Origin of the sequence: Buchnera aphidicola (Hyadaphis tataricae) (assembly GCF_005081445.1) — a bacterium.
GTDB lineage: Bacteria > Pseudomonadota > Gammaproteobacteria > Enterobacterales > Enterobacteriaceae > Buchnera > Buchnera aphidicola_AE.
Genome location: NZ_CP034873.1, coordinates 543,104 through 566,336 on the forward strand (window position 1 = coordinate 543,104; position 23,233 = coordinate 566,336).

Annotated in this window: 37 protein-coding genes; 1 reads left to right on the forward strand and 36 read right to left on the reverse strand. The window is 30.1% G+C overall.

The window, feature by feature from the left end; all coding sequences use genetic code 11:
- The 34 genes from rpsD to fkpA form a co-directional block, all read right to left on the reverse strand.
- Positions 1-621, reverse strand: coding sequence for a 30S ribosomal protein S4 (gene rpsD / locus D9V69_RS02505; RefSeq protein ID WP_158356746.1), 621 nt, complete (start codon positions 619-621; stop codon positions 1-3).
- A gap of 26 nt (positions 622-647) precedes the next feature.
- A complete protein-coding gene (gene rpsK / locus D9V69_RS02510; protein WP_158356747.1) occupies positions 648-1,040 on the reverse strand; it encodes a 30S ribosomal protein S11 in 393 nt (130 codons plus the stop codon).
- An 18-nt stretch (positions 1,041-1,058) separates the two neighbouring features.
- Complete coding sequence (gene rpsM / locus D9V69_RS02515; protein ID WP_158356748.1) at positions 1,059-1,415, reverse strand: 30S ribosomal protein S13; 357 nt, start codon at positions 1,413-1,415, stop codon at positions 1,059-1,061.
- Positions 1,416-1,512: 97 nt separating this feature from the next.
- Positions 1,513-1,629, reverse strand: coding sequence for a 50S ribosomal protein L36 (rpmJ, locus tag D9V69_RS02520; protein ID WP_158356749.1), 117 nt, complete (start codon positions 1,627-1,629; stop codon positions 1,513-1,515).
- Between the two features lie 35 nt (positions 1,630-1,664).
- The gene (gene secY, locus D9V69_RS02525; protein WP_158356750.1) at positions 1,665-2,981 is read right to left on the reverse strand and encodes a preprotein translocase subunit SecY; all 1,317 of its coding nucleotides are present in this window, start codon (positions 2,979-2,981) and stop codon (positions 1,665-1,667) included.
- Positions 2,982-2,992: 11 nt separating this feature from the next.
- Positions 2,993-3,427, reverse strand: coding sequence for a 50S ribosomal protein L15 (gene rplO, locus D9V69_RS02530; protein ID WP_158356751.1), 435 nt, complete (start codon positions 3,425-3,427; stop codon positions 2,993-2,995).
- 3 nt (positions 3,428-3,430) lie between these two features.
- On the reverse strand, positions 3,431-3,610 hold the full coding sequence (rpmD, locus tag D9V69_RS02535; protein WP_158356752.1) for a 50S ribosomal protein L30: 180 nt from the start codon (positions 3,608-3,610) through the stop codon (positions 3,431-3,433).
- Between the two features lie 10 nt (positions 3,611-3,620).
- Complete coding sequence (gene rpsE, locus D9V69_RS02540) at positions 3,621-4,124, reverse strand: 30S ribosomal protein S5 (protein WP_158356753.1); 504 nt, start codon at positions 4,122-4,124, stop codon at positions 3,621-3,623.
- A gap of 15 nt (positions 4,125-4,139) precedes the next feature.
- Entirely contained in the window at positions 4,140-4,508 is a 369-nt protein-coding gene (gene rplR, locus D9V69_RS02545) for a 50S ribosomal protein L18 (RefSeq protein ID WP_158356754.1), read from the reverse strand.
- Between the two features lies 1 nt (position 4,509).
- The gene (gene rplF / locus D9V69_RS02550) at positions 4,510-5,046 is read right to left on the reverse strand and encodes a 50S ribosomal protein L6 (protein WP_158356755.1); all 537 of its coding nucleotides are present in this window, start codon (positions 5,044-5,046) and stop codon (positions 4,510-4,512) included.
- Between the two features lie 10 nt (positions 5,047-5,056).
- A complete protein-coding gene (rpsH, locus tag D9V69_RS02555) occupies positions 5,057-5,449 on the reverse strand; it encodes a 30S ribosomal protein S8 (RefSeq protein ID WP_158356756.1) in 393 nt (130 codons plus the stop codon).
- 30 nt (positions 5,450-5,479) lie between these two features.
- Complete coding sequence (rpsN, locus tag D9V69_RS02560; protein WP_158356757.1) at positions 5,480-5,785, reverse strand: 30S ribosomal protein S14; 306 nt, start codon at positions 5,783-5,785, stop codon at positions 5,480-5,482.
- 16 nt (positions 5,786-5,801) lie between these two features.
- Positions 5,802-6,341 (reverse strand): 50S ribosomal protein L5, encoded by a 540-nt coding sequence (gene rplE / locus D9V69_RS02565; protein ID WP_158356758.1) that lies wholly within the window; start codon positions 6,339-6,341, stop codon positions 5,802-5,804.
- A gap of 36 nt (positions 6,342-6,377) precedes the next feature.
- Positions 6,378-6,692, reverse strand: a complete 315-nt coding sequence (gene rplX / locus D9V69_RS02570) for a 50S ribosomal protein L24 (RefSeq protein ID WP_158356759.1) — start codon at positions 6,690-6,692, stop codon at positions 6,378-6,380.
- A gap of 35 nt (positions 6,693-6,727) precedes the next feature.
- Entirely contained in the window at positions 6,728-7,096 is a 369-nt protein-coding gene (gene rplN / locus D9V69_RS02575; RefSeq protein WP_158356760.1) for a 50S ribosomal protein L14, read from the reverse strand.
- A gap of 123 nt (positions 7,097-7,219) precedes the next feature.
- The gene (rpsQ, locus tag D9V69_RS02580; RefSeq protein WP_261979656.1) at positions 7,220-7,474 is read right to left on the reverse strand and encodes a 30S ribosomal protein S17; all 255 of its coding nucleotides are present in this window, start codon (positions 7,472-7,474) and stop codon (positions 7,220-7,222) included.
- A complete protein-coding gene (rpmC, locus tag D9V69_RS02585; protein WP_158356762.1) occupies positions 7,471-7,668 on the reverse strand; it encodes a 50S ribosomal protein L29 in 198 nt (65 codons plus the stop codon). Before rpmC ends, rpsQ begins: the two co-directional genes overlap by 4 nt.
- Positions 7,665-8,078 carry a 50S ribosomal protein L16 gene (rplP, locus tag D9V69_RS02590; RefSeq protein WP_158356763.1) on the reverse strand — a complete coding sequence of 138 codons (414 nt, stop codon included), beginning with the start codon at positions 8,076-8,078 and terminating at the stop codon, positions 7,665-7,667. The genes rpmC and rplP overlap by 4 nt, the downstream gene beginning before the upstream one ends.
- Positions 8,079-8,099: 21 nt before the next feature.
- Complete coding sequence (rpsC, locus tag D9V69_RS02595) at positions 8,100-8,801, reverse strand: 30S ribosomal protein S3 (protein WP_158356764.1); 702 nt, start codon at positions 8,799-8,801, stop codon at positions 8,100-8,102.
- Positions 8,802-8,819: 18 nt separating this feature from the next.
- A complete protein-coding gene (gene rplV, locus D9V69_RS02600; protein ID WP_158356765.1) occupies positions 8,820-9,152 on the reverse strand; it encodes a 50S ribosomal protein L22 in 333 nt (110 codons plus the stop codon).
- Positions 9,153-9,168: 16 nt separating this feature from the next.
- Positions 9,169-9,447, reverse strand: a complete 279-nt coding sequence (gene rpsS / locus D9V69_RS02605) for a 30S ribosomal protein S19 (protein WP_158356766.1) — start codon at positions 9,445-9,447, stop codon at positions 9,169-9,171.
- A gap of 26 nt (positions 9,448-9,473) precedes the next feature.
- Positions 9,474-10,295 (reverse strand): 50S ribosomal protein L2, encoded by an 822-nt coding sequence (rplB, locus tag D9V69_RS02610; RefSeq protein WP_158356767.1) that lies wholly within the window; start codon positions 10,293-10,295, stop codon positions 9,474-9,476.
- A gap of 16 nt (positions 10,296-10,311) precedes the next feature.
- A complete protein-coding gene (gene rplW / locus D9V69_RS02615) occupies positions 10,312-10,614 on the reverse strand; it encodes a 50S ribosomal protein L23 (protein ID WP_158356768.1) in 303 nt (100 codons plus the stop codon).
- Positions 10,611-11,216 (reverse strand): 50S ribosomal protein L4, encoded by a 606-nt coding sequence (gene rplD / locus D9V69_RS02620; RefSeq protein ID WP_158356769.1) that lies wholly within the window; start codon positions 11,214-11,216, stop codon positions 10,611-10,613. The genes rplW and rplD overlap by 4 nt, the downstream gene beginning before the upstream one ends.
- Before the next feature lie 17 nt (positions 11,217-11,233).
- Entirely contained in the window at positions 11,234-11,863 is a 630-nt protein-coding gene (gene rplC / locus D9V69_RS02625) for a 50S ribosomal protein L3 (protein WP_158356770.1), read from the reverse strand.
- Positions 11,864-11,898: 35 nt separating this feature from the next.
- Positions 11,899-12,210, reverse strand: a complete 312-nt coding sequence (gene rpsJ / locus D9V69_RS02630; RefSeq protein ID WP_009874476.1) for a 30S ribosomal protein S10 — start codon at positions 12,208-12,210, stop codon at positions 11,899-11,901.
- A 318-nt stretch (positions 12,211-12,528) separates the two neighbouring features.
- Positions 12,529-13,713, reverse strand: coding sequence for an elongation factor Tu (gene tuf, locus D9V69_RS02635; protein ID WP_158356771.1), 1,185 nt, complete (start codon positions 13,711-13,713; stop codon positions 12,529-12,531).
- Positions 13,714-13,777: 64 nt separating this feature from the next.
- On the reverse strand, positions 13,778-15,877 hold the full coding sequence (gene fusA, locus D9V69_RS02640; RefSeq protein WP_158356772.1) for an elongation factor G: 2,100 nt from the start codon (positions 15,875-15,877) through the stop codon (positions 13,778-13,780).
- A gap of 109 nt (positions 15,878-15,986) precedes the next feature.
- Positions 15,987-16,457, reverse strand: coding sequence for a 30S ribosomal protein S7 (gene rpsG / locus D9V69_RS02645; RefSeq protein ID WP_158356773.1), 471 nt, complete (start codon positions 16,455-16,457; stop codon positions 15,987-15,989).
- A 61-nt stretch (positions 16,458-16,518) separates the two neighbouring features.
- Positions 16,519-16,893 carry a 30S ribosomal protein S12 gene (gene rpsL / locus D9V69_RS02650; protein ID WP_158356774.1) on the reverse strand — a complete coding sequence of 125 codons (375 nt, stop codon included), beginning with the start codon at positions 16,891-16,893 and terminating at the stop codon, positions 16,519-16,521.
- 121 nt (positions 16,894-17,014) lie between these two features.
- Positions 17,015-17,302 carry a sulfurtransferase complex subunit TusB gene (gene tusB, locus D9V69_RS02655; RefSeq protein ID WP_158356775.1) on the reverse strand — a complete coding sequence of 96 codons (288 nt, stop codon included), beginning with the start codon at positions 17,300-17,302 and terminating at the stop codon, positions 17,015-17,017.
- A gap of 11 nt (positions 17,303-17,313) precedes the next feature.
- The gene (tusC, locus tag D9V69_RS02660; protein WP_158356776.1) at positions 17,314-17,673 is read right to left on the reverse strand and encodes a sulfurtransferase complex subunit TusC; all 360 of its coding nucleotides are present in this window, start codon (positions 17,671-17,673) and stop codon (positions 17,314-17,316) included.
- 17 nt (positions 17,674-17,690) lie between these two features.
- On the reverse strand, positions 17,691-18,077 hold the full coding sequence (gene tusD, locus D9V69_RS02665; protein ID WP_158356777.1) for a sulfurtransferase complex subunit TusD: 387 nt from the start codon (positions 18,075-18,077) through the stop codon (positions 17,691-17,693).
- Between the two features lie 48 nt (positions 18,078-18,125).
- Entirely contained in the window at positions 18,126-18,887 is a 762-nt protein-coding gene (gene fkpA, locus D9V69_RS02670; protein WP_261979624.1) for an FKBP-type peptidyl-prolyl cis-trans isomerase, read from the reverse strand.
- 992 nt (positions 18,888-19,879) lie between these two features.
- Here fkpA and tsgA point away from each other — a divergent pair.
- On the forward strand, positions 19,880-21,034 hold the full coding sequence (gene tsgA / locus D9V69_RS02675; RefSeq protein ID WP_158356778.1) for an MFS transporter TsgA: 1,155 nt from the start codon (positions 19,880-19,882) through the stop codon (positions 21,032-21,034).
- Positions 21,035-21,115: 81 nt separating this feature from the next.
- Here tsgA and trpS read toward each other — a convergent pair whose 3' ends face one another.
- Entirely contained in the window at positions 21,116-22,135 is a 1,020-nt protein-coding gene (gene trpS, locus D9V69_RS02680) for a tryptophan--tRNA ligase (protein WP_187308317.1), read from the reverse strand.
- Between the two features lie 23 nt (positions 22,136-22,158).
- On the reverse strand, positions 22,159-22,845 hold the full coding sequence (gene rpe / locus D9V69_RS02685) for a ribulose-phosphate 3-epimerase (protein ID WP_158356779.1): 687 nt from the start codon (positions 22,843-22,845) through the stop codon (positions 22,159-22,161).
- Positions 22,846-23,233: the final 388 nt, after the last annotated feature.

The window sequence follows — 23,233 nt, forward strand, 5'->3', positions numbered from 1 at the left end:
CTACTTAGAATAAAGTTCAACAATTAAGTGTTCATTGATCTCTGCAGATAAATCAGAACGCTCAGGAAATCTTTTAAAAAATCCTTCCATTTTTGTTACATCTACTTCCAACCAAGTTGGCTTTTCACGTTGTTCGACAAGTTCTAATGCGGCTTTTATGCGCGATTGGTTTCTAGATTTTTGTCTGATAGAAATTAAATCATTAGGACAAATTTGATATGAAGCGATGTTTACAATTGTATTATTGACTAGAACAGATTTATGATTTACCAGCTGTCTCGACTCAGAACGTGTACAACCAAATCCCATACGATAAACAACGTTATCTAATCGTCTTTCTAATAATTGTAATAAATTAGCTCCAGTATTTCCTTTTAATCTTGCAGCACGTTTATAATATATTTTAAACTGACGTTCTAAAATACCATACAAACGACGTACTTTTTGCTTTTCACGCAATTGTACAGCATAATCAGATAATCTTGGTTTTCGAATACCATGATGACCAGGAGGTTGATCTAATTTACATTTGGATTCTATAGAACGAATTCCTGATTTTAAAAATAAATCTGTTCCTTCACGTCTACTTAACTTTAGTTTGGGACCTAAATATTTTGCCATTTTATTCTCCAATATTTTCTAAAAAATTATACACGACGTTTTTTAGGAGGGCGGCAACCATTATGAGGAATTGGTGTAACATCAGTAATATTAGTAATACGAAATCCAGCCGCATTTAGAGCTCTAATGGTAGATTCTCTTCCTGGTCCAGGACCTTTTACCATAACTTCTAAATTTTTTATACCATAATCTTTAACAATTTCTGCGCAACGTTCAGCAGCAATTTGAGCCGCAAAAGGAGTAGATTTTCGAGAACCTCTAAAACCAGAACCTCCAGAGGTAGCCCAACCTAAAGCATTACCTTGTCTATCAGTAATAGTTACAATAGTGTTGTTAAAAGATGCGTGAATATGAGCTATACCATCTAAGATTTGTTTTTTTAATTTTTTTCGTGTACGAATTTTTGCATTTTTTACCATTATCAAAATCACCTAAAATTATTTTTTTATTGGTTTTCGAGGGCCCTTACAAGTCCTAGCATTAGTTTTAGTTCTTTGTCCATGTACTGGAAGATTACGTCGATGACGCAAACCACGATAACAGCTCAAATCAATTAACCTTTTAATATTTAAAGTTTTTTCTCTTCTTAAATCACCTTCGACAACATAGTTTAGAATATTTTTTCTCAACAGTTCAATTTGCTCTTCATTTAAATCTAAAATTTTACAATTTTCAGGAATATTTGTTGCAAAGCAAATATATTTAGCACGTTTTCTGCCAATTCCATAAATTGATGTCAATGCAATGATAGTGTGTTTGTTCTCGGGAATGTTAATTCCTGCAATGCGTGGCATATTTTTAACCTTTATGTAATTTGTAATTCAATAAAACATATCATGCAAAATATTATTTTTTTCAAAAAATTTAAACAATATAGTTATTTAAAAATCATTAACCCTGACGTTGTTTATGTTTTGGATCATTACTACAAATAATTCTTATAACATTATTTCTTCTGACCACTTTGCAATTCCGACATAATGTTTTTACTGAAGCTTTGACTTTCATAATAATATCCTTAAATATTTCTATTACACATATTTTTATTGATTTGATTTTTTTAAAATAGAATCATATTGATGTGACATAATTAATGTTTGAACCTGACTGATCAAGTCTATAATAACTACTACAACAATCAGTAAAGAAGTACCACCAAAATAAAAAGGAACATTCATAAAATTCTTCATAAATTCTGGTATGAGGCAAATAAAAGTAATATAAATCGAACCTAAAAAAGTTAATTTCAACATGACTTTATTAATATATTTTGCTGTTTGCTCACCAGGTCGAATGCCTGAAACAAAAGCTCCTGACTTTTTTAAATTATCAGCAGTTTCGCGAGGATTAAACACTAAACCTGTATAAAAAAAACAAAAAAATACTATAGCCGATACGTATAAAATTAAATATATGGGTTGATTAGGATGCAAATAAAAAGCAATATTCTCTAATATTTTCGATTGATGACCAATTTGTAACCATGAAAAAATGGTTATAGGAAAGAGAACTACACTCGATGCAAAAATAGCAGGCATGACACCAGACATATTAATTTTAAGCGGTAAATGAGTGCTTTGCGCAGCATAAAGACGTCGACCTCTTTGATGCTGTGCATAATTCACAACAATTTTCCTCTGTGCACGTTCAACGAACACGACAATACAAATCACTGCAAACATCAAAAACAAAATAAACAAAAATAAAAAAAAATTTAAATTTCCTTGTCTCGTTTGTTCAATGGTGCTTCCAATCGCTGATGGTAAACCTGCTATAATTCCTGCAAAAATAATGATAGAGATACCATTTCCAATTCCACATTCTGTAATTAATTCTCCTAACCACATCAAAAACATGGTTCCGGTGACTAAACTTATAATCGCAGTACAATAGAACACTAAACCAGGATGAATTACAAATGAGTGCATTCCTGATATATTAGGTAAACTGGTTGCAATACCAATTGATTGCAATAACGATAACAACAAGGTAGCATACCTAGTATATTGATTAATTTTTTGCTTCCCAGATTCTCCTTCTTTTTTCATTTCAGATAAAGCCGGATGCACTAAAGTTAGTAATTGAATAATAATAGAAGCTGATATATAAGGCATAATACCTAAAGAAAAGATAGAAGCGCGACTTAGAGCACCACCAGAAAACATATTCAACATGTCAACAATAGTACCTTGTTGTTCATTTAATATTTTAGATAAAATTGTAGTATCAATTCCAGGAATAGGAATAAATGAACCAATACGAAAAACAATTAAAGCTACAATTACAAAAATTACTCTATGTTTAATTTCAATGATATTGTTTTTAGTATTTTTAAAGTTTAATTCTAATTTCTTTAGCATATTTTTATTGATTATCCTTCAATTTTGCCGCCATAGTGTTCTATCACAGTACGCGCACCTTTAGTTATAGATAATCCTCGTATTATCAAAGAAGAAGTAACCTTTCCTTTAAAAATAATTTTAGCGTACTTAATATTTTTATTAATAATGTTTTCTTTTTTTAATAAATTTAAATCAACAATATTAGTAGACAAATTTGATAAACTGGTTAATCTTACTTCTGCAGTAATCTTTTTTTTTCTAGAATTAAAACCAAATTTAGGAAGACGTCTATACAAAGGCATTTGACCTCCTTCAAAACCTCTACGAACACTACTACCAGATCTAGATTTTTGACCTTTGTGACCCCGACCCGCAGTTTTACCAAAACCTGATCCAATACCCCGGCCTAATCTTTTTCGATTAGTAACAGAGCCATAAGCTGGAGCAAGCGTATTTAAATACATATTTTATTCCTCTTGTGTTTTTAAAATATAAGAAATTTTATTAATCATACCTTGAATAGCAGGAGTATTTTTTCGTATTACTGTATGTCCGATATAACGCAGTCCTAGACCAGATAATGTTTTTTTATGTTTAGGAAGTCTTCCTATAGAACTTTTGATTTGAGTAATTTTGATATTTTTCATATAATAGAATTTATCCTGTTATTTCTTCAATGCACTTATTTCTTTTGGCAGCGATCATTTCTGGAGATTTCATATTCATTAGACCATTCATAGTAGCTCGTACTACGTTGATTGGATTGGTAGAACCATAAGTTTTAGCCAAGACATTTTGCACTCCTGCTACCTCTAAAACCGCGCGCATTGCTCCGCCTGCAATAATACCCGTTCCATCTGAAGCGGGTTTCATAAAAATTTTTGATCCAGTATGAGAGCCTTGCAATGCATGTTGTAAAGTTTTATTAATTAATGGAATAGTAATCATATTTCTTCTTGCTTTTTCCATGGCTTTTTGAATAGCAGCAGGTACTTCTCGAGCTTTTCCATAACCAAAACCAACTCTTCCATTACCATTTCCTACTACAGTTAAAGCGGTAAAAGAAAAAATTCTACCACCTTTTACAGTTTTTGAAACACGATTAACTGTGATCAGTTTTTCTTGTAAATCACTATTATTTTTTTTTTCAATGTTAGCCATTATGAAATGTTCACCCTAAAACTTAAGCCCAAATGCACGTGCAGATTCAGCTAATGCTTTTATACGACCATGGTACTTAAAACCAGATCGATCAAAAGAAACATTTTTTATTCCCTTTGACAGAGCTCTTTCTGCAATTATTTTTCCGATTTTTTCTGCAGCTTTTTTGTTTCCTGTATATTTTAAATGACATTTAATTTTTTTTTCTAAAGTCGAGGCAAATACTAAAACTTTAGATTCTTTAGAAGAAAGAATTTGTGCATACACGTGTCGAGAAGTACGATGTACTACTAACCTAATAGATTCTAGTTCTTTAAATTTAAAACGTGTTTTCATAGAACGACGTATGCGAGAAGCAATTTTATTTTTGATTGCGTTAATCATATTATTTCTTTTTAGCCTCTTTTATACGAATTTGTTCTTCTGAATAACGAACGCCTTTTCCTTTGTACGGTTCTGGAAGTCTATAAGAACGTAAATTAGCTGCAATTTGTCCAACTAATTGCTTATCTATCCCTTGAATAACAATTTCTGTTGGTGATGTATTTTCTGCACTAATACCTTGAGGCAAAGAATAAACAATAGGATGTGAATATCCTAATGACATATTAACTACATTTTCTTTAGTTACAGAGACTCGATATCCAACTCCAGATAACTGTAATTTTTTAATAAATTTTTTAGAAACACCAAGAATCATTGAATTTACAAGAGATCTAGCAGTTCCTGCTTGTGCCCAACCGTTATCACAACCTAAACGTGGAAAAAATGTTATTGTATTATTTAACAAACGCACTTCAACAGCATCATTAATAACACGCGAAAGATGTCCATATTTTCCTTTAATAGATATATTTTGCAAATTCAGTTGTACATCAATATCAGAAGGAACTATAATAGGACGTTTAGCTATACGAGACATTCTTCCTCCATTAAGCTACATAACAAACAATCTCACCGCCAAGACCGATTTTACGAGCTTCTCGGTCTGTCATAATACCCTTAGAAGTAGAGATTATTGCAATTCCAAGTCCATCCATTACTTCAGGCAGTTTGTTCTTTTTTTTATATATTCTTAAACTGGGACGACTAACACGTTTTATCATTTCTACAACAGGTTTGCCATTAAAATATTTTAATATAATTTCTAGTTCTAGCTTAGATTGTCCTATCACTTTAAATGTTGTAATATAACCTTCTTTTTGTAGCAGTGTAACAATTGATTTTTTTAATTTAGATGCAGGTATTTTTACAGAATATTTATTAGCTGAATGACCATTTCTAATGCGAGTTAACATATCTGCTACTGGATCTTGCATGCTCATTTTAAAACTCCAAAATTACTCAAATAAGTTTTACCAACTAGATTTTTTTAATCCAGGTATTTCACCTTTCATAGCAGCTTCTCTGACTTTAATTCGGCTTAATCCAAATTTTCGCAAAAATGCATGTGGTCGTCCAGTTTGACGACATCTATTTCTTTGACGCGATGGACTAGAATCACGTGGAAAAGATTGCAATTTAAACATAGCATCCCAACGATCTTTATCAGATAATACACTATTAGAAATAATTTTTTTTAGTTCAATACGTTGAGTATAAAATTTTTTTGCTAACTTTATACGTTTTACTTCTCTGGCTTTCATAGATTGTTTCGCCATATAACAACCTCAATTTTTATTTACGAAAGGGGAAATTGAAGGCAGATAACAACGCTTTACCCTCAAAATCATTTCTAGCTGTTGTAGTAATAGTAATATCTAAACCACGAAGACGATCAACCTTGTCATAATCAATTTCTGGAAAAATAATCTGTTCTCGTATTCCTAAACTATAATTACCTTGACCATCAAAAGCAGTATTTGATAATCCTCGAAAATCACGAATTCTAGGAATAGCAATCACAATCAAGCGCTCGAAAAAATCCCATTTTCTTTTTTTTCTTAACGTCACCTTACACCCAATAGGATAACCCTGACGAATTTTAAAGCCAGCTACAGACTTATGAGCTTTAGTTACTAAGGGTTTTTGTCCTGATATGGCAGTTAAATCTAAAATAGCATGATCTAAGACTTTTTTATCGACAGCAGCAGCTCCAACACCCATATTTAAAGTAATTTTATCAATTTTAGGAACTTGCATAACAGAACTAAACTTTAATTCTAACATTAATTTGTGAATTATTGTTGTTTTATAATAATCATATAATGTTGTCATTATGTTTATGTTATCCCCCTTTTATAGAAATCAAAATCATTTAATAATCTTACCATTAGATTTAAAAAAACGAATTTTTTTACCTTCTTCAAATCTAAAACCCACACGATCTGCCTTGTTAGATTCAGGGTTAAAAATAGCAATATTTGATATTTGAATAGGTGCTTCTTTTTCTACTATTCCGCCAATTTTATTTTGAGATGGTATAGGTTTTTGATGTTTTTTAACTAAATTTAAACCATTTATAATCGCTTTTTGTGAAGATAACATGTGTTTAATGATACCTTTTTTGCCTTTTTCTTTTCCTGTTAATATGATCACTTCATCATTACGACGTAATTTTGATGCCATGCGTTCATTCCTTTTAAATAAACATTTGATTCTAACTAAAGTACTTCTGGAGCTAATGAAATAATTTTCATAAACTTTTCTGTTCTTAGTTCACGGGTAACAGGACCAAATACACGAGTGCCTATAGGTTGTTCATTATTATTTAAAACAACGCAAGAATTAGTATCGAAACGAACAATAGAGCCATCAGAACGTCTTACTCCTTTTTTAGTCCTAACTATTACAGCTTTTAATACTTCTCCCTTTTTGACTTTACCTCTTGGTATAGCTTCTTTAATTGTAATTTTAACAATATCGCCGATATTTGCATATCGACGATGGGAACCACCCAACACTTTAATACACATTGCAGAACGTGCCCCAGAATTATCTGCTACATTTAAAATTGTTTGTTCTTGAATCATGTTTTTATGCTCCCCAATGTTTTCAATAAATAGAATGATGAAAAAAATAATTTTATTATAACATCAGTTATACGGTATTAATAGAAAACATGATATGACTTAAATTTTTTAATTGTATTTTAACTATGAAACATGTTTTTTAATAATTCGAAATAAGATCCAAGATTTTGTTTTAGAAATTGGACGAGATGCTTTAATTTCTACAAAATCACCTACAGAACATTCATTTTTTTCATCATGAATGTGTAACTTTGTAGTACGTTTGATAAATTTTTCATAAATAGCATGTTTTACAACACGCTCGATAGAAACAATAGCAGACTTTTGCATCTTGTTACTTAACACAAATCCCTTTAAAGTTCGTGTTTTATCCATTATGTAATCCTTCTCATCTCATGTAATACAGTTTTTACTTGTGCAATATTTCTGCGAACTTTTCTTAGCAAATGGGGTTGTTTTAATTTTCCAGATACAGACTGCATACGAAGATTAAATTGCTCTCTAAATAGTTGTATAAGTTCTATGTTAAGATCTCTTTTGTTTTTTGTTCGCAATTTAAAGATTTCTTTCATCGCACCACCATTTTTGACACAAAAATTGTTTTCACAGGTAACTTAGCAGCTGCTAATTTAAAGGCTTCTCGTGATTCTTCTTCTGTGACTCCATCTAATTCATAAAGAATCTTTCCAGGCTGTACTAAAGCTACCCAATATTCTACATTTCCTTTTCCTTTACCCATTCGAACTTCTAATGGCTTTTGAGTAATAGGTTTATCAGGAAAAATACGTATCCACATTTTACCTTGTCGCTTAATACAACGAGTAATAGCACGTCTAGCTGATTCAATTTGACGTGCAGTTAACCGTCCTCTATCAATAGCCTGTAAACCAAAAATACCAAAATTAATACTGGCACCAGAAGCTAAACCACGATTTCGTCCTTTATGCATTTTTCGAAATTTAGTACGTTTTGGTTGCAACATCAGAAACTCTCCTATCTTACATTATTTTCGATTTTTGCGATGCTGCTTTTTTGTTTGAACAGAAGGTTTTTCTAACTTGTCAATCGCTTCCATACCACCTAATATTTCACCTTTAAAAATCCATACTTTTACACCTATCACACCATATGTTGTATGAGCTTCGGAAGTACTATAATCAATATTTGCACGTAAAGTATGTAGTGGCACCCTACCTTCTCTATACCATTCTCTACGAGCTATTTCCGCGCCACCTAAACGACCACTAACTTCAACTTTAATTCCTTGTGCTCCCTGTCTCATAGCGTTTTGAACTGATCTTTTCATTGCGCGTCGAAACATGACTCTTCTTTCTAATTGCGAAGTAATGCTGTCTGAAACAAGCTTGGCATCAAGTTCAGGTTTTCGAATTTCAGAAATATTGATTTGCACTGGTACGTTAGTAATTTTAGCGATAGCTACTCGCAATTTTTCTACATCCTCTCCTTTTTTTCCAATAACAATGCCTGGTCTCGCAGTATAAATAGTAACACGAATACTTTTTGCAGGCCTTTCAATAATAATCCTAGAAATAGATGCTTTGGACAATTCTTGCATTAAAAATTGACGAACTTTATAATCACTATCTAAATTATTAGCAAAATCTTTAGTACCTGAAAACCAAACCGAATTCCATTTTTTTATTATACCTAGTCTCATACCATTAGGATGTACTTTCTGACCCATTATTATTTCTCTCCAATATTAACGATCAGATACGATTACCGTTATATGACTAGTACGTTTTAAAATACGATCTGCACGTCCTTTCGCACGCGGCATCATTCTTTTCATTGTTGAACCTTCATTAACGAAAATTTTTTTAATAATTAATTGATCAATATCAGCACCATTATTGTGTTCTGCATTCGCTATAGCAGACTCTAGAACTTTTTTTACTAACAATGCTGCTTTTTTTTTAGTATATGTTAGAATATCTAATGCTGTTGTCACATTTTTACCACGAATTAAATTTACAATCAAACGCAGTTTTTGAGCTGAAGATTTCGCTTGTCGATGTTGAGCTAATGTTTCCATTTATATTTCCTCTGCTTTAACGTTTTTTTACTTTTTTATCAGCGGTATGCCCTCTGTAAGTACGCGTTAAAGCAAATTCACCTAGTTTATGACCGACCATTTCTTCGGTAACAAATATAGGTATATGATTTCTACCATTATGAACAGATATTGTTAAACCGACCATATTAGGAAAAATTGTTGAACGTCTTGACCAAGTTTTTATAGGTTTTTTATCGTTTGTTTTAATAGATTTTTCTACTTTTTTAAACAAACTCAAATCAATATAAGGCCCTTTTTTAAGAGAACGTGGCATGTGAAAATGATCCTCTTTTGACATTGTTATTTAACACGATGACGTAGAATAAACCTTTCAGTACGCTTATTTTTACGAGTTTTTTTGCCTTTAGTTTGCACACCCCAAGGAGTTACAGGATGTTTACCAAAATTTCTCCCCTCTCCGCCTCCATGAGGGTGATCAACAGGATTCATTGCTGTACCACGAACAGTTGGGCGAACTCCTATCCAACGTGAAGCACCTGCTTTGCCCAATACTTTTAACATATTTTCTGAGTTTCCTACTTCACCGATAGTGGCTCTACAATTAGATCGTATTTTTCTAATTTCTCCAGAACGTAATCTTAAGGTAGCATACTGTTTTTCACATGCTACTAATTGCACATAACTTCCTGCTGCACGGGCAATTTGTCCTCCTTTACCTGGTTTCATTTCTACATTATGAATGAATGTTCCCGCAGGAATATTTTCTACAGGCAAACAATTTCCTATTTTAATAGGAGCATGAATTCCAGACATGACACTATCTCCTAGCTTCAAATTTTTTGGAGCTAAAATATAATTTCTTTGCCCATCTTTATATAATATTAGAGCAATATTAGAAGAACGATTAGGATCATATTCAAATCTTTGAACAATAGCTTCTATACCATCTCTAATTCTTTTAAAATCTACAATACGATATGCTCTTTTGTGTCCACCACCAATATGACGGGTTGTAATTCTTCCATTATTATTACGCCCTCCAGTCTTGCTCTTCTTTTTTAATAGAGAAGAATGCGGTTTTCCTTTATGCAAATCTTTATTGATGATCTTAATAACGTGACGACGACCTGGAGACGTTGGTTTACATTTCACAATTGACACTTTTTTTTTCCTTCAATTACTCTATATTTCCTATAAAGTCTAAATTATACCCTTTTTTTATTTTAATATAGGCTTTTTTCCAGTCACTTTTTTGGACAATACGATTAGATTGACGTTTTTTTTTCCCTTTTACTTTTAATGTTTTGACGTTATCTACTTCCACATCAAAAATTTTTTTAACCGCACATTTAATTTCATACTTGGTTGCATTTTTTAAAACTTTTAATACTATAGTATTACGTTTTTCTGCGGATATAGAAGATTTTTCAGAAACATGTGGAGCAAGTAATATTTTTAACAAACGTTCTTCTAAAATCATGCAAGCATCTCCTCTAATTGTTTAATTGCCTGAACAGTCATAATAACTTGATCCGGAACAATTAGACTAATAGGATTAATAGCATTTAAATTTTTAACATCCACTGAGTACAAATTTCTAGATGCAAGAAATAAATTATGCTCGATTTTATGTTTAATAATTAGTAACTTTTTAAAGTTTATATCTTTTAATTTTTCTATTAATAGTTTTGTTTTTGGTAAATTTAAAGAAAAATCGTTAAAAACTATTAATCGATTTTGACGTATTAGTTCGGAAAAAATACTTTTTAATGCACCACGATACATTTTTTTATTGACTTTCTGACCATATTCTTGTGGTTTTGCAGCAAACGTCACGCCACCTGATCGCCAAATTGGACTTCTAAAAGATCCTGCACGAGCACGACCTGTTCCTTTTTGACGCCATGGTTTTCTTCCTGAACCTGAAACCTCAGCACGACTTTTTTGAGCTCTAGTACCTTGACGAGTCGATGCTGCATAAGAAACAACAACTTGATGAATTAGAGCCTTATTAAAATCACGATTAAAAATGGTTTCAGAAACACTAAGAAAAGTCTGTATGTCTTTAACTACTAATTGCATTTTTTACTCCTCACTGCTCAAACCTTAATAGCTGGCTTAACGATAAGATTGCTACCAGTAGCACCGGGAACAGCGCCTTTTACCAAAAGAAGATTTTTTTTCTCGTCAACATCTACTATATTTAAACTTTGTACCGTAACACGATGATTTCCTAATTGACCTGCCATTTTTTTTCCCTTAAATACTCTACCAGGAGTTTGATTTTGTCCAATAGATCCAGGGACTCTATGCGACAAAGAATTACCATGAGTAGCATCTTGAGTAGAAAAATTCCAACGTTTTACTGTTCCGCTGAAACCCTTTCCTTTAGAAAATCCTGTAATATCAACTTTTTTGATATTTTTAAAAATATTTATATTAATGTTTTGTCCCACTTTAAAACAGTGATCTCGATTAATTCTGAATTCCCATAAACCTCTTCCTGGAACAACACCAGATTTAAAAAAATGACCTGATCTTGGTTTGTTTAACTTAGCTCTTTTGATTGTACCAGTTGTAACTTGAATCGCACAATAAAGATCAGTTTTTATGTTTTTTACCTGTGTGATACGATTTTCTTGAAGTTCAATGACTGTAACAGGAATTGAAGCACCCTCTTCAGTAAAAATACGAGTCATACCAAGTTTTTTTCCAATTAAACCAATCATTTTATGAATACCTTAATCATATATATCTATTTTTATTAACCTAAACTAATTTGCACGTCTACACCGGCAGCAAGATCCAGACGCATCAGTGCATCAACAGTTTTTTCAGTTGGCTCTACTATGTCAATCAAACGTTTATGTGTACGTATTTCATATTGATCACGAGCATCTTTGTTAACATGTGGAGAAACTAAAATAGTAAAACGCTCTTTTCGAGTAGGGAGAGGAATTGGTCCACGAACTTGCGCGCCAGTTCTTTTTGCTGTTTCAACAATTTCTGTAGTTGATTGATCAATTAATCTATGATCAAAAGCTTTTAAACGAATACGAATTCTTTGGTTCTGCATTATCCAGAACTCCATTTATATACAAAATAAAAATTTTATCTTCTCTAAATATCTAAATATATATTCAAGAGTAGATGCAATTAACTGTAAAAATATATAACTCCTATATCAGAAGTATTGTTCAAAAACATATTACATATATAAAATATATGTAAAATTGTTTAAAGGTTATGTTTAATCATATTATATAGTTGTTGTTGTAAATTATTAAAAAATGAGTTGTAAATAATAAAAAGTAATCAAGAAAAGAGCATTTTATACTCTTTTCTTAATAAAATCAACTAGATATCTAGTATAAAATAATTAAAACAAAAAATATCAATTTAAAACCTTAGAAACTACACCAGCACCGACAGTACGACCTCCTTCACGTATAGCAAAACGTAATCCATCGGTCATCGCAATAGGATTAATCAAGGTTACAGTCATTTTGATATTATCTCCTGGCATGACCATTTCAATACCCTCGGGCAATTCAATGGAACCAGTAACGTCAGTAGTTCTGAAATAGAACTGTGGTCGATATCCTTTGAAAAATGGAGTATGACGACCTCCTTCTTCTTTAGATAACACATAAACCTCAGATTCAAATGTTGTATGCGGATGAATACTACCTGGTTTTGCTAGAACTTGTCCTCTTTCAATTTCATCACGTTTTGTACCACGTAATAAGATACCTACATTTTCTCCAGCTCTACCTTCATCTAATAATTTTCTAAACATTTCTACACCGGTGCAAGTAGTTTTAGTAGTTTTTTTAATACCTACAATCTCTACTTCTTCACCAACTTTAATTACGCCTTTTTCTACTCTTCCAGTTACTACTGTACCTCTTCCAGAGATAGAAAACACATCTTCTATAGGTAATAAAAAAGGTTGATCAATTGATCTTTTTGGTTCAGGAATATAACTATCCAAAAACACAGATAAATCTAATATTTTTGATTCCCATTCAGGATCGCCTTCTAATGCTTTAAGCGCTGATCCACGAACAATAGGAGTATCATCTCCTGGAAAATCATATTGGGTTAATAAGTCACGAACTTCCATTTCTACTAACTCTAATAATTCTTCATCATCTACCATATCACATTTATTAAGAAAAACAACGATATAGGGTACTCCAACTTGTCTACCTAACAAAATATGTTCACGAGTTTGAGGCATAGGTCCATCAGTTGCGGCTACTACTAAAATAGCACCGTCCATTTGAGCAGCGCCTGTAATCATATTTTTTATATAATCAGCATGACCGGGACAATCCACGTGAGCGTAATGTCTTAATGCAGTATCATACTCTACATGAGAAGTATTAATCGTTATTCCTCTAGCTTTTTCTTCTGGAGCATTATCAATTTGATCAAAAGCACGTGCAGAACCACCATATTTTTTAGATAAAACAGTTGTAATCGCTGCAGTTAAAGTAGTTTTACCATGATCTACATGACCAATGGTTCCGACGTTTATATGTGGTTTTAAACGTTGAAATTTTTCTTTAGACATTATTTATTCCTTTGATAACATATTTTTTATTAAAAAATATTGTATACGTTATAGCAAAAAACTTCTACTTTTCTCTTTTTTCAATAATCATGGAAGCAATATTCAATGGTGCTTCTGTATATTTTAAAAATTCCATAGAATATGATGCCCGTCCTTGAGTTTGTGAACGCAAATCAGTAGCATAACCAAACATTTCAGATAAAGGAACGCATGCTTTAATAATTTTACCTATTGATAAATCAATCATTCCTTCAATCATTCCTCTTCTACGGTTTAAATCGCCTATTACATCCCCCATATAATCGTCTGGTGTTTCCACTTCAACTTTCATAATAGGTTCTAACAATATTGGTTTTGCTTTTTTAAAACCATTTTTAAATGCTATAGAAGCAGCTAATTTAAATGCTAATTCAGAAGAATCAACATCGTGATATGAACCAAAATAAAGACGAACTCCAATATCTACAACTGGATAACCCGCTAACGGTCCATATTTTAATTGTTCTTGGATACCCTTATCAATTGCAGAAATGTATTCATTGGGTATTATTCCTCCTTTTATATCATTAATAAATAAATACCCTTCACCTCCTGGTTCTAATGGAAACAATTCTATAACAACATGACCATATTGACCTCTGCCTCCTGATTGCTTAATATGTTTTCCTTCAATATCTTGAACTTTATTCAAGATCGTTTCACGATACGCTACCTGAGGTTGTCCAATATTTGCATCTACACTAAATTCACGTTTCATTCGATCGATAATAATTTCTAAATGTAATTCGCCCATTCCAGAAATGATAGTTTGATTTGATTCTTTATCAGTACGTACTCGAAAAGATGGATCTTCTTTTGCTAATCTACCTAAAGCTAAACCCATTTTCTCTTGATCTACTTTAGTTTTAGGTTCTACAGAAATAGATATCACTGGCTCTGGAAATTCCATTTTTTCTAAAATAATTGAATGATTTAAATCACACAAGGTATCTCCAGTTGTCACATCTTTTAAGCCGATAGCAGCTGCTATATCGCCTGCGTATACTTCTTTAATTTCTTCTCGTTTATTCGCATGCATCTGAACAATTCTACCAAATCTTTCTTTTTTATTTTTTACAGAATTAAAAACAGTGTCTCCAGATTTTACAACTCCTGAATATACTCTAAAAAACGTTAAATTACCGACAAATGGATCGTTAGCAATTTTAAAGGCTAACGCAGAAAAAGGAGCTGCGTCACTTGAAATTCTAACAGCAGGTGTGTTATTCGAACTTCCTTTAATATCTTGAATTTCATTTGGAGCAGGTAAATATTCGATTATTGCATCTAATAAAGCTTGAACACCTTTATTTTTAAAAGCTGAACCACATGTAATCAATACAATTTCGTCATTTAAAGCTCTTTTTCTTAAACCGGATTTAATTTCTCTTTCAGACAACAATTCACCATTCAAATATTTTTCTAATAAAAGTTCATCAGATTCTACAGCAGATTCAATGAGTTTTTGATGCCATTTTTGAGCTAAAATATCCATATCTTTTGGAATATTATCGTAAATAAAAGTTAATCCTTGATCACTATCTTGCCAATAAATAGCTTTCATTTTAATTAAATCTATCACACCAATAAAATTTTCTTCTGATCCAATAGCTAATTGCAAGGGAACAGGATTGGCGCCTAATCGTATTTTAATTTGATTGACTACTTTTAAAAAATTTGCACCCATACGATCCATTTTATTAACGAAAGCAATCCGAGGCACATTATATTTATTTGCTTGACGCCAAACAGTTTCTGACTGAGGTTGGACTCCTCCAACAGCACAATAAACCATAACAGCACCATCTAATACACGCATAGATCGTTCTACTTCTATAGTAAAATCTACATGTCCAGGAGTATCGATAATATTGATTCTATGTGGTTTAAACTGTTTTGCCATACCACTCCAAAATGCAGTAGTAGCCGCTGACGTAATGGTGATACCTCGTTCTTGCTCTTGTGCCATCCAATCCATGGTGGCAGCGCCATCATGTACTTCACCAATTTTGTGATTAATACCGGTATAAAATAAAATTCTTTCAGTTGTAGTAGTTTTTCCAGCATCTATATGAGCACTAATTCCAATGTTACGATAACGAGCAATAGGTGTTATACGAGACATTATCTTTCTCTTATGTTTAGTTTTTTTGAACAATTAAAATCTGTAAGGAAAATTAAGATGATTGTCTCAACATCATCTATAAAAATGCAAAATTATTACACGATACTATTTACCAACGATAATGAGCAAAAGCTTTATTAGCCTCTGCCATTTTATGGATTTCTTCTTTCTTTTTTACTGCGGCGCCTCTGTTTTCTACTGCATCATATAATTCATTTGACAAACGCAAAGACATTGATTTATCTGTTCTTTTACGAGCGGATTCAACAATCCAACGCATAGCTAAAGCGTTTCTTCTAATTGGCCGCACTTCAACTGGAACTTGATAAGTAGACCCGCCAACACGACGTGATTTGACTTCCACTATTGGACGAACATGTTCTAAAGCTATTTCAAATACTTCTAATTCTTTTTTATCGGTACGTTTAGATAAATTTTTTAATGCAGTATAAACAATAACTTCTGCGATGGATTTTTTACCATCCACCATAAGAATATTGATAAATTTAGCTAGTAATTCGGAAGAAAATTTTGGATCAGGTAAAATTTTTCTAGCACCAATAATACGACGACGTGGCATAAATACTCCATATAATTTAAATAAAAAAATAATCATGTTATCTTATAATAATAGAACTATTTCATGCTTTAGGTTTTTTAACTCCATATTTAGAGCGTCCTTTTTTGCGTTCTTTAACACCGGCACAGTCTAATGAACCTCTAACAATATGATATCGAACTCCTGGTAAATCTTTAACCCTACCACCTCTAATCAAAATTACAGAATGTTCTTGTAAATTATGCCCTTCTCCTCCAATATACGCAGTCACTTCAAACCCATTAGTTAACCTTACACGACATACTTTTCTAAGTGCTGAGTTAGGTTTTTTAGGTGTTGTTGTATATACTCTAGTACACACTCCTCTTTTTTGAGGGCTCCCATCTAATGCCGGAACATTACTTTTAATTACCTTACGTACACGTGGTTTACGCACTAATTGATTTACTGTGGCCATTTAAACTCCTATGATTGATTGATTTTTATTTAAAATACTTACATTTATATTAATAAATTATTGTTATGAAAACATACATTGGGATTGGATATAATAACATTAACCGCATAACTTAGCATATTTACCAAGTCATTTGTTGTTTGTGTTTAATAGTCAATGAAACGAAATGAATATAACTAATTAGAGTAAATTTATTAGAAATGTATTGATCAATACCACGAGCATAAACATCTTCTTTAAGAAGATATAATCTTGCTGGAGACATAACGATATTTTTTAAAAAAACACTATTTTTTAATGCAATCAACACGCCATCTTGTAAAGCTAAAAAATCATCTGATGGTTTTAACATACTGATAATAAGAGAAGTGTTACTTTCAAAAGGAGATTTCATTAAAGTATGCAACATATTTAAATACCTTAAAAATTAACAATTACATCATAATCATCTAATTTTAAACGTAACACATCCAGATCTAATATATTAACCTGTAATATAAATTGTCTATAATTATATAAACCTCTTGCTAATAATGATGATTTGCAGCAATAAAATGTTTTAATATTATAAAAAGATAGTACAGAAAACGAAGCAGTATAATTCCTTGCTAAAATATTTTCTGATTTATAATTTTTTATTAATTGCAATACACCATCACCAATAAAAAATAAACTAATTTCATTGATGATAGATGAAATACTTAAAACAGCATCTAAACCTTCTCTTCCAAAACTAGTTCCATGCGGAGCATGAGTAAAAATAACAGCAACGCTATTCATTAAGATAAATATACCAATTAAAATTGTATTAAACGATCACATTTTTTTATAGCACAAGCTAACTCTATCAATCCGCTCAACTCAAAAAAAATAGCCAAGTTTCCATTTTGGGTATCTAAATTTAATATTTTTTTTTCTGCGATAACACCTCTTCTCATTGCAGCGCTGTTACAAACGTATAAATTTACATGATGTTTTTTTTTTAATTTTTGCCATGCTTTAATTAAATCAAATTCATCGTTCGCTGGTGTAGTCATGCTATTAGCATTCAGCACTCCATCACAATAAAAAAAAATACTTTTTAAATGATGCACCGTGTTAACTAAAGCCTTGCAAAACAAAAAAGCAGTACTGGCATTTTGCGTACCATAAGGAGCACCGGTAACTAATACTGTATAATTCATATTTAAATATTTTTATAATGCAATCAACATGAATAAAGAAAGGGTAAACTATTCTGAAGAAATAACATCTAATAATTCTATATTAAAAATTAAAGTAGAATTACCCGGAATACCATTAACAAATTTATCTCCATATGCTAAATGAGGTGGTATAACTAATGTAATTTTTCCACCTTTTTTGATATGCTTTAAACCTTCTTGCCAACCTAATATAACATCTTTTAACATTAATGATACGGGCTCGCCTCTTTTATAAGAATTATCAAATTCTACACCATTAATAAAAGAACCTTTATAATGTAAAACAATCTTTGTATCGTTAGTTATCGTCTCTCCTGATCCTGGATTTTCTACGAGATACAAGAGTCCACTAGCGGTTTTTTTGACATCTTTATTTTTAGAAAATTTTTTCATGTATAGTGCTCCTTTGATAAAATTTTCTTTAGTATTTTTTTCTAATTCTATTTTTGTTGCATTTTTTAATCTTTCTTCTAATTTTGTAAGAATTGACGCAATTTCTTGATGAGATAATTTTAAATTTCCAGAAATCACATCTTGAACTCCCTGCAAAAGACTATTTTTGTCTAAATGAATACCTATTTTTTTTTGTTTTTCAAAAGATTCATTAATATAATGACCTAACGACACACCTAAAGCATAACCTGATTTATCATCATCGTTTTCAAATTTTTTTGTTTCTTTAGAAAAAGATGTCAGATGAACACTATTGAAAAATATTGGTTCTGAAAATGATTTTGGAACGAGTAATATCATAAATATTAATATTATTTTTTTAAAATTAAACAACATCGTTGATTACTCCCAAAAACGTATTAAAGTATATTCAAACAATACACATATAAATATTAGATTGATTTAAAAAAAACAGTTACATAACAGGGTCATTTTACATTCCAAATATATCACTAAAAATATTTTTTCATGAGCAATGATTTAATATAGACGATATTATTAGAAAAATTTTTGTAAATTGTTTTAAAAATGTCTCATAAGTTTTGATTGATTATATTATTTATGATGTTTTTAAATATTATTAATTATGAAAATATTTTGATATTTTTAGAATTGTAAATAGTAAGTTTATAAATTACAAATTAATGCGATGTTTAAATATAATGACAACAAATACAGTATTATTTCATAGAATATTTTTATATTTCAAAAAACATTTGATAAAAATGTCATTTAATCTATTTTATCAAAAAACTCTTAAAAGAATTTTTTATAATTTCAGTAAAATATCTTATATTTGTAAAGACGATTTTTTAACTATAAATGATATTATCTGATATACAAGTTTATTTACATAAAATAAAGCCAATTGAAACAAAAACATTCATCAAATACAATATATGATGAAGAAAATCAACTATTGAGTTAATTTAAGAATTGATTTATTAATAATAATATTGATAACATTTCATATATTATTTTACGATTTATAAAAATATTATTGTGAAAACAGAAATGATCAAAATTGTGTGTTATTCATGAATATTTTCTACTATATAAGATATGCATAAACATCAAAATTAATCTTGAAAACTATTACTCGTAAAAAATATTTTTTGATAAAAAATTTATCATGTTAATTTAAAAATATTTATTTTTTACAATAAAATATACATTATTTTTCATTAAATTTAAACTGAAATATTTTAATATTTATCAAACTTAATGTGAAAGAAAAAAAACATTATATTATGTCGAATAACACATTTATAGTTATACAAAAAACTATACTTGTATGGATTTCAAATTGTCATCATAGGTGACTAAAAATGAAAAATATCAATCAAATAGGTCTTACGTGGATTAGTTTTCTATCATATGCTTTTACAGGTGCGTTAGTTGTTGTGACTGGCATGATTATGAAGAACATTGCACAATATTTTAATTTGTCTATAGCGGAAATGAGCAATACCTTTACGTATTTAAATGCAGGCATATTAATATCAATTCTATTGAATTCATGGATCTCAGGAATTATATCATTAAAAAAACAATTAATATCAGGATTTTTTTTAACAATAATAGCTATATTAGGAATTATCTATTGCAAAAGTATACTTTTTTTCTCAATCAACATGTTCATACTTGGATTAGTCAGCGGTATTACTATGTCAATAGGTACATTTCTTATTACACATTTATACTCAGGATCAAAAAGAGGATCTAGATTATTATTGACCGATTCATTTTTTAGTATGTCAGGAATGATATTTCCTATTATTGCAGCCTATCTTCTAGAAAAAAATATTATTTGGTACTGGATCTATATATACATAGGAGGAATTTATTTATTAATTTTTATTTTAACAATGAATTTAGATTTTCCAAAAATAAAACACAATATAGAAACTTTACATCGTTCCGAAAAAATCTGGAATATGAATGTTATTTTATTATCTATTTCAGCAATGTTATATATTTTAGGACAATTAGGATTTATTTCCTGGGTTCCGCAATATGTATCTGAACATGTAAAAATTCATCTTGAGAAAACTGGAATTTTAGTAAGTAATTTTTGGATGTCTTATATGATTGGTATGTGGTTTTTTAGTGTTATAATAAAATTTTTCAATTTATATCATATGTTTATGTTTTTGTCTAGTATTTCTACATTACTAATGTATTATTTTATTCATGGTGACAATTTATTGATGCTTAAATACGTGATTGTTGGGTTAGGTTTTTTTTCTAGTGCTATTTATACAATCATCATCACATTAACATCGTTACAAACTATAAAACCATCACCAAAATTAATTAATTTAATTTTATTATTTGGCACAATAGGAACATTATTGACATTTATTATAACCAGTCCAATCGTAGAAAAACAAGGATTATATGCTGCTTTAATCACTTCGAATATTATGTATAGTATAGTATTTTTAATTTCTGTTTTGATTTTTTTCAATAAAAAAACATAAAAAATTAACATATCGATTAAAAATTTTTTTTATTATTTAAATAATAATCCTGAAAATAAACTAGAAAAAATCGTTTCTGGTTTATTTAAAAAGGTGAAAAAAATTTAATTCAGAATAAATTTTTTTTAACGTAGTTTCGGCTTTCAATTGTGCTTTCATAGAACCTTCATAAGCTATTTTTTTTAATAAAGTCTCATCACAACGATAATCAGTATAACGTCTTTGTAATTTATGTAAAAATTTTGATACGGCGTCTGAAACAATCTTTTTAAATTCTGTATACATAACTCCTTGCAATTCTTTTGATAAAACATGCACATCTTTATTGCTAATAGCGGAAAAAATTTCTAATAAATTCGAAATACCTGGTTTATTTTTTATATCATAATATATTGCAGATGGTCTATCAGAATCAGTAACAGACTTGTTAATTTTTGAAACAACAGAGGAAATATCATCTAATAAAAAAATGACATTATTTTTATTAATATCAGATTTAGACATCTTTTTTTTTGGTTCTAACAAAGCCATAATTTTAGATCCATACTGATTAATTATTGGTGTGGGTAAAGCAAATACATCACCATATATAGAATTAAAACGATCAGCTATCGTTCTTGTTAATTCGATGTGCTGTTTTTGATCATATCCTACAGGAACAACATTTGTTTGATACAATAAAATATCCGATGCCATTAAAATAGGATAATTAAATAAACCCAAATTAGTTTTTGGTATATACTTTTCCCCTTGTGTCCCTTTCACTTTAAATTGAGTCATACGTAATAATTCAGAAAACCGAGCAAAACAATTTAAAATCCAGCTTAACTGACTATGTTGATGTACATGTGATTGAATAAAAACAATACTTTTTTCAGGATCAACACCACAAGCTAAATAGAATGATAAAGCATCCAAAGTTCTAGTTTTTAAAAATGAATAGTTTTGTATTGTAGTAAGTGCATGTAAGTCCGCCACACAATATAAACATTCGTAATTAGACTGCATTTTAGACCAATGACGCATAGTTCCTATGTAATTTCCAATGGTCAAGTTACCAGAAGGTTGTATAGCACTGAAGACAATAGGTTTAGAAGACATAATTATATACTCTATGTAAAAAATTAATGAATGGATGTTGAGCAAGTATGTTGCAATGTTTTACGAATTTTTTTAATAATGAGATTATAATTAGAATATTGAAATATTCCTGTTCCCATGACAAAAACATTTGCTCCACAATGTGCTATTTCAGATATATTTTCTAATTTTACACCTCCATCAACTTCTAAAAAAATATCTAAACCACTATCATCAATAATTTTTCGCACATCTCGTATCTTATTAAATGTAGAAGGTAAAAAAGATTGATTACCAAATCCTGGATTGACCGACATCAGTAAAATCACATCTAATTTTTCTAACACATAATCAAGAAAATGTAAAGGTGTAGCAGGATTAAAAGCTAATCCAGCTTTGCATCCATGATCTTTAATTAAATGCAATGTGCGTTCAATATGCTGTGTAGCTTCTGGATGAAAAGTAATAAAAGAAGCTCCAGCTTTAGCAAACTGTGGGATTAAATTATCTACGGGTGTGACCATTAAATGAACATCTATAGGCACTTCAATTTTATAATTTCTTAAAGATTCTAAAATCATAGGGCCCATAGTTAAATTAGGAACATAATGATTATCCATTACATCAAAATGTATTAAATCACTTCCTGCATCTATCACTTTTTTTGCATCTTTTCCTAAACAAGCAAAATCAGCAGACAAAATTGATGGCGCTATAAAAAATTTTTTCATATTAATTGTCCTAAATTTTATTATATATAATAAGATGATTATATATTTTTAATGTATATTAATTACTAGAAGTTATTAAAATAATTCATAAAATATTTATTAACATGTGAATTTTTAATAAGAAGGAATACAAAATAAAAGATACATAATTAAGAAAACAAATCTTTATGAAATGAAAAAAACAAAATACTAATTATTTAAATGACACAATACCATGCATGATAATTAGTTTAGAAAATTTTTAAACATTAAAAAATACAATGTCGTTTGTTCTATGACTGAACATGTAATATCTATTTAAAAAAATGCCATTACATTTTTTTAAAGAAAATTATATTTACTTCTATAAAACATATTCTAGAATATAAAATACATATTTTTTATTATC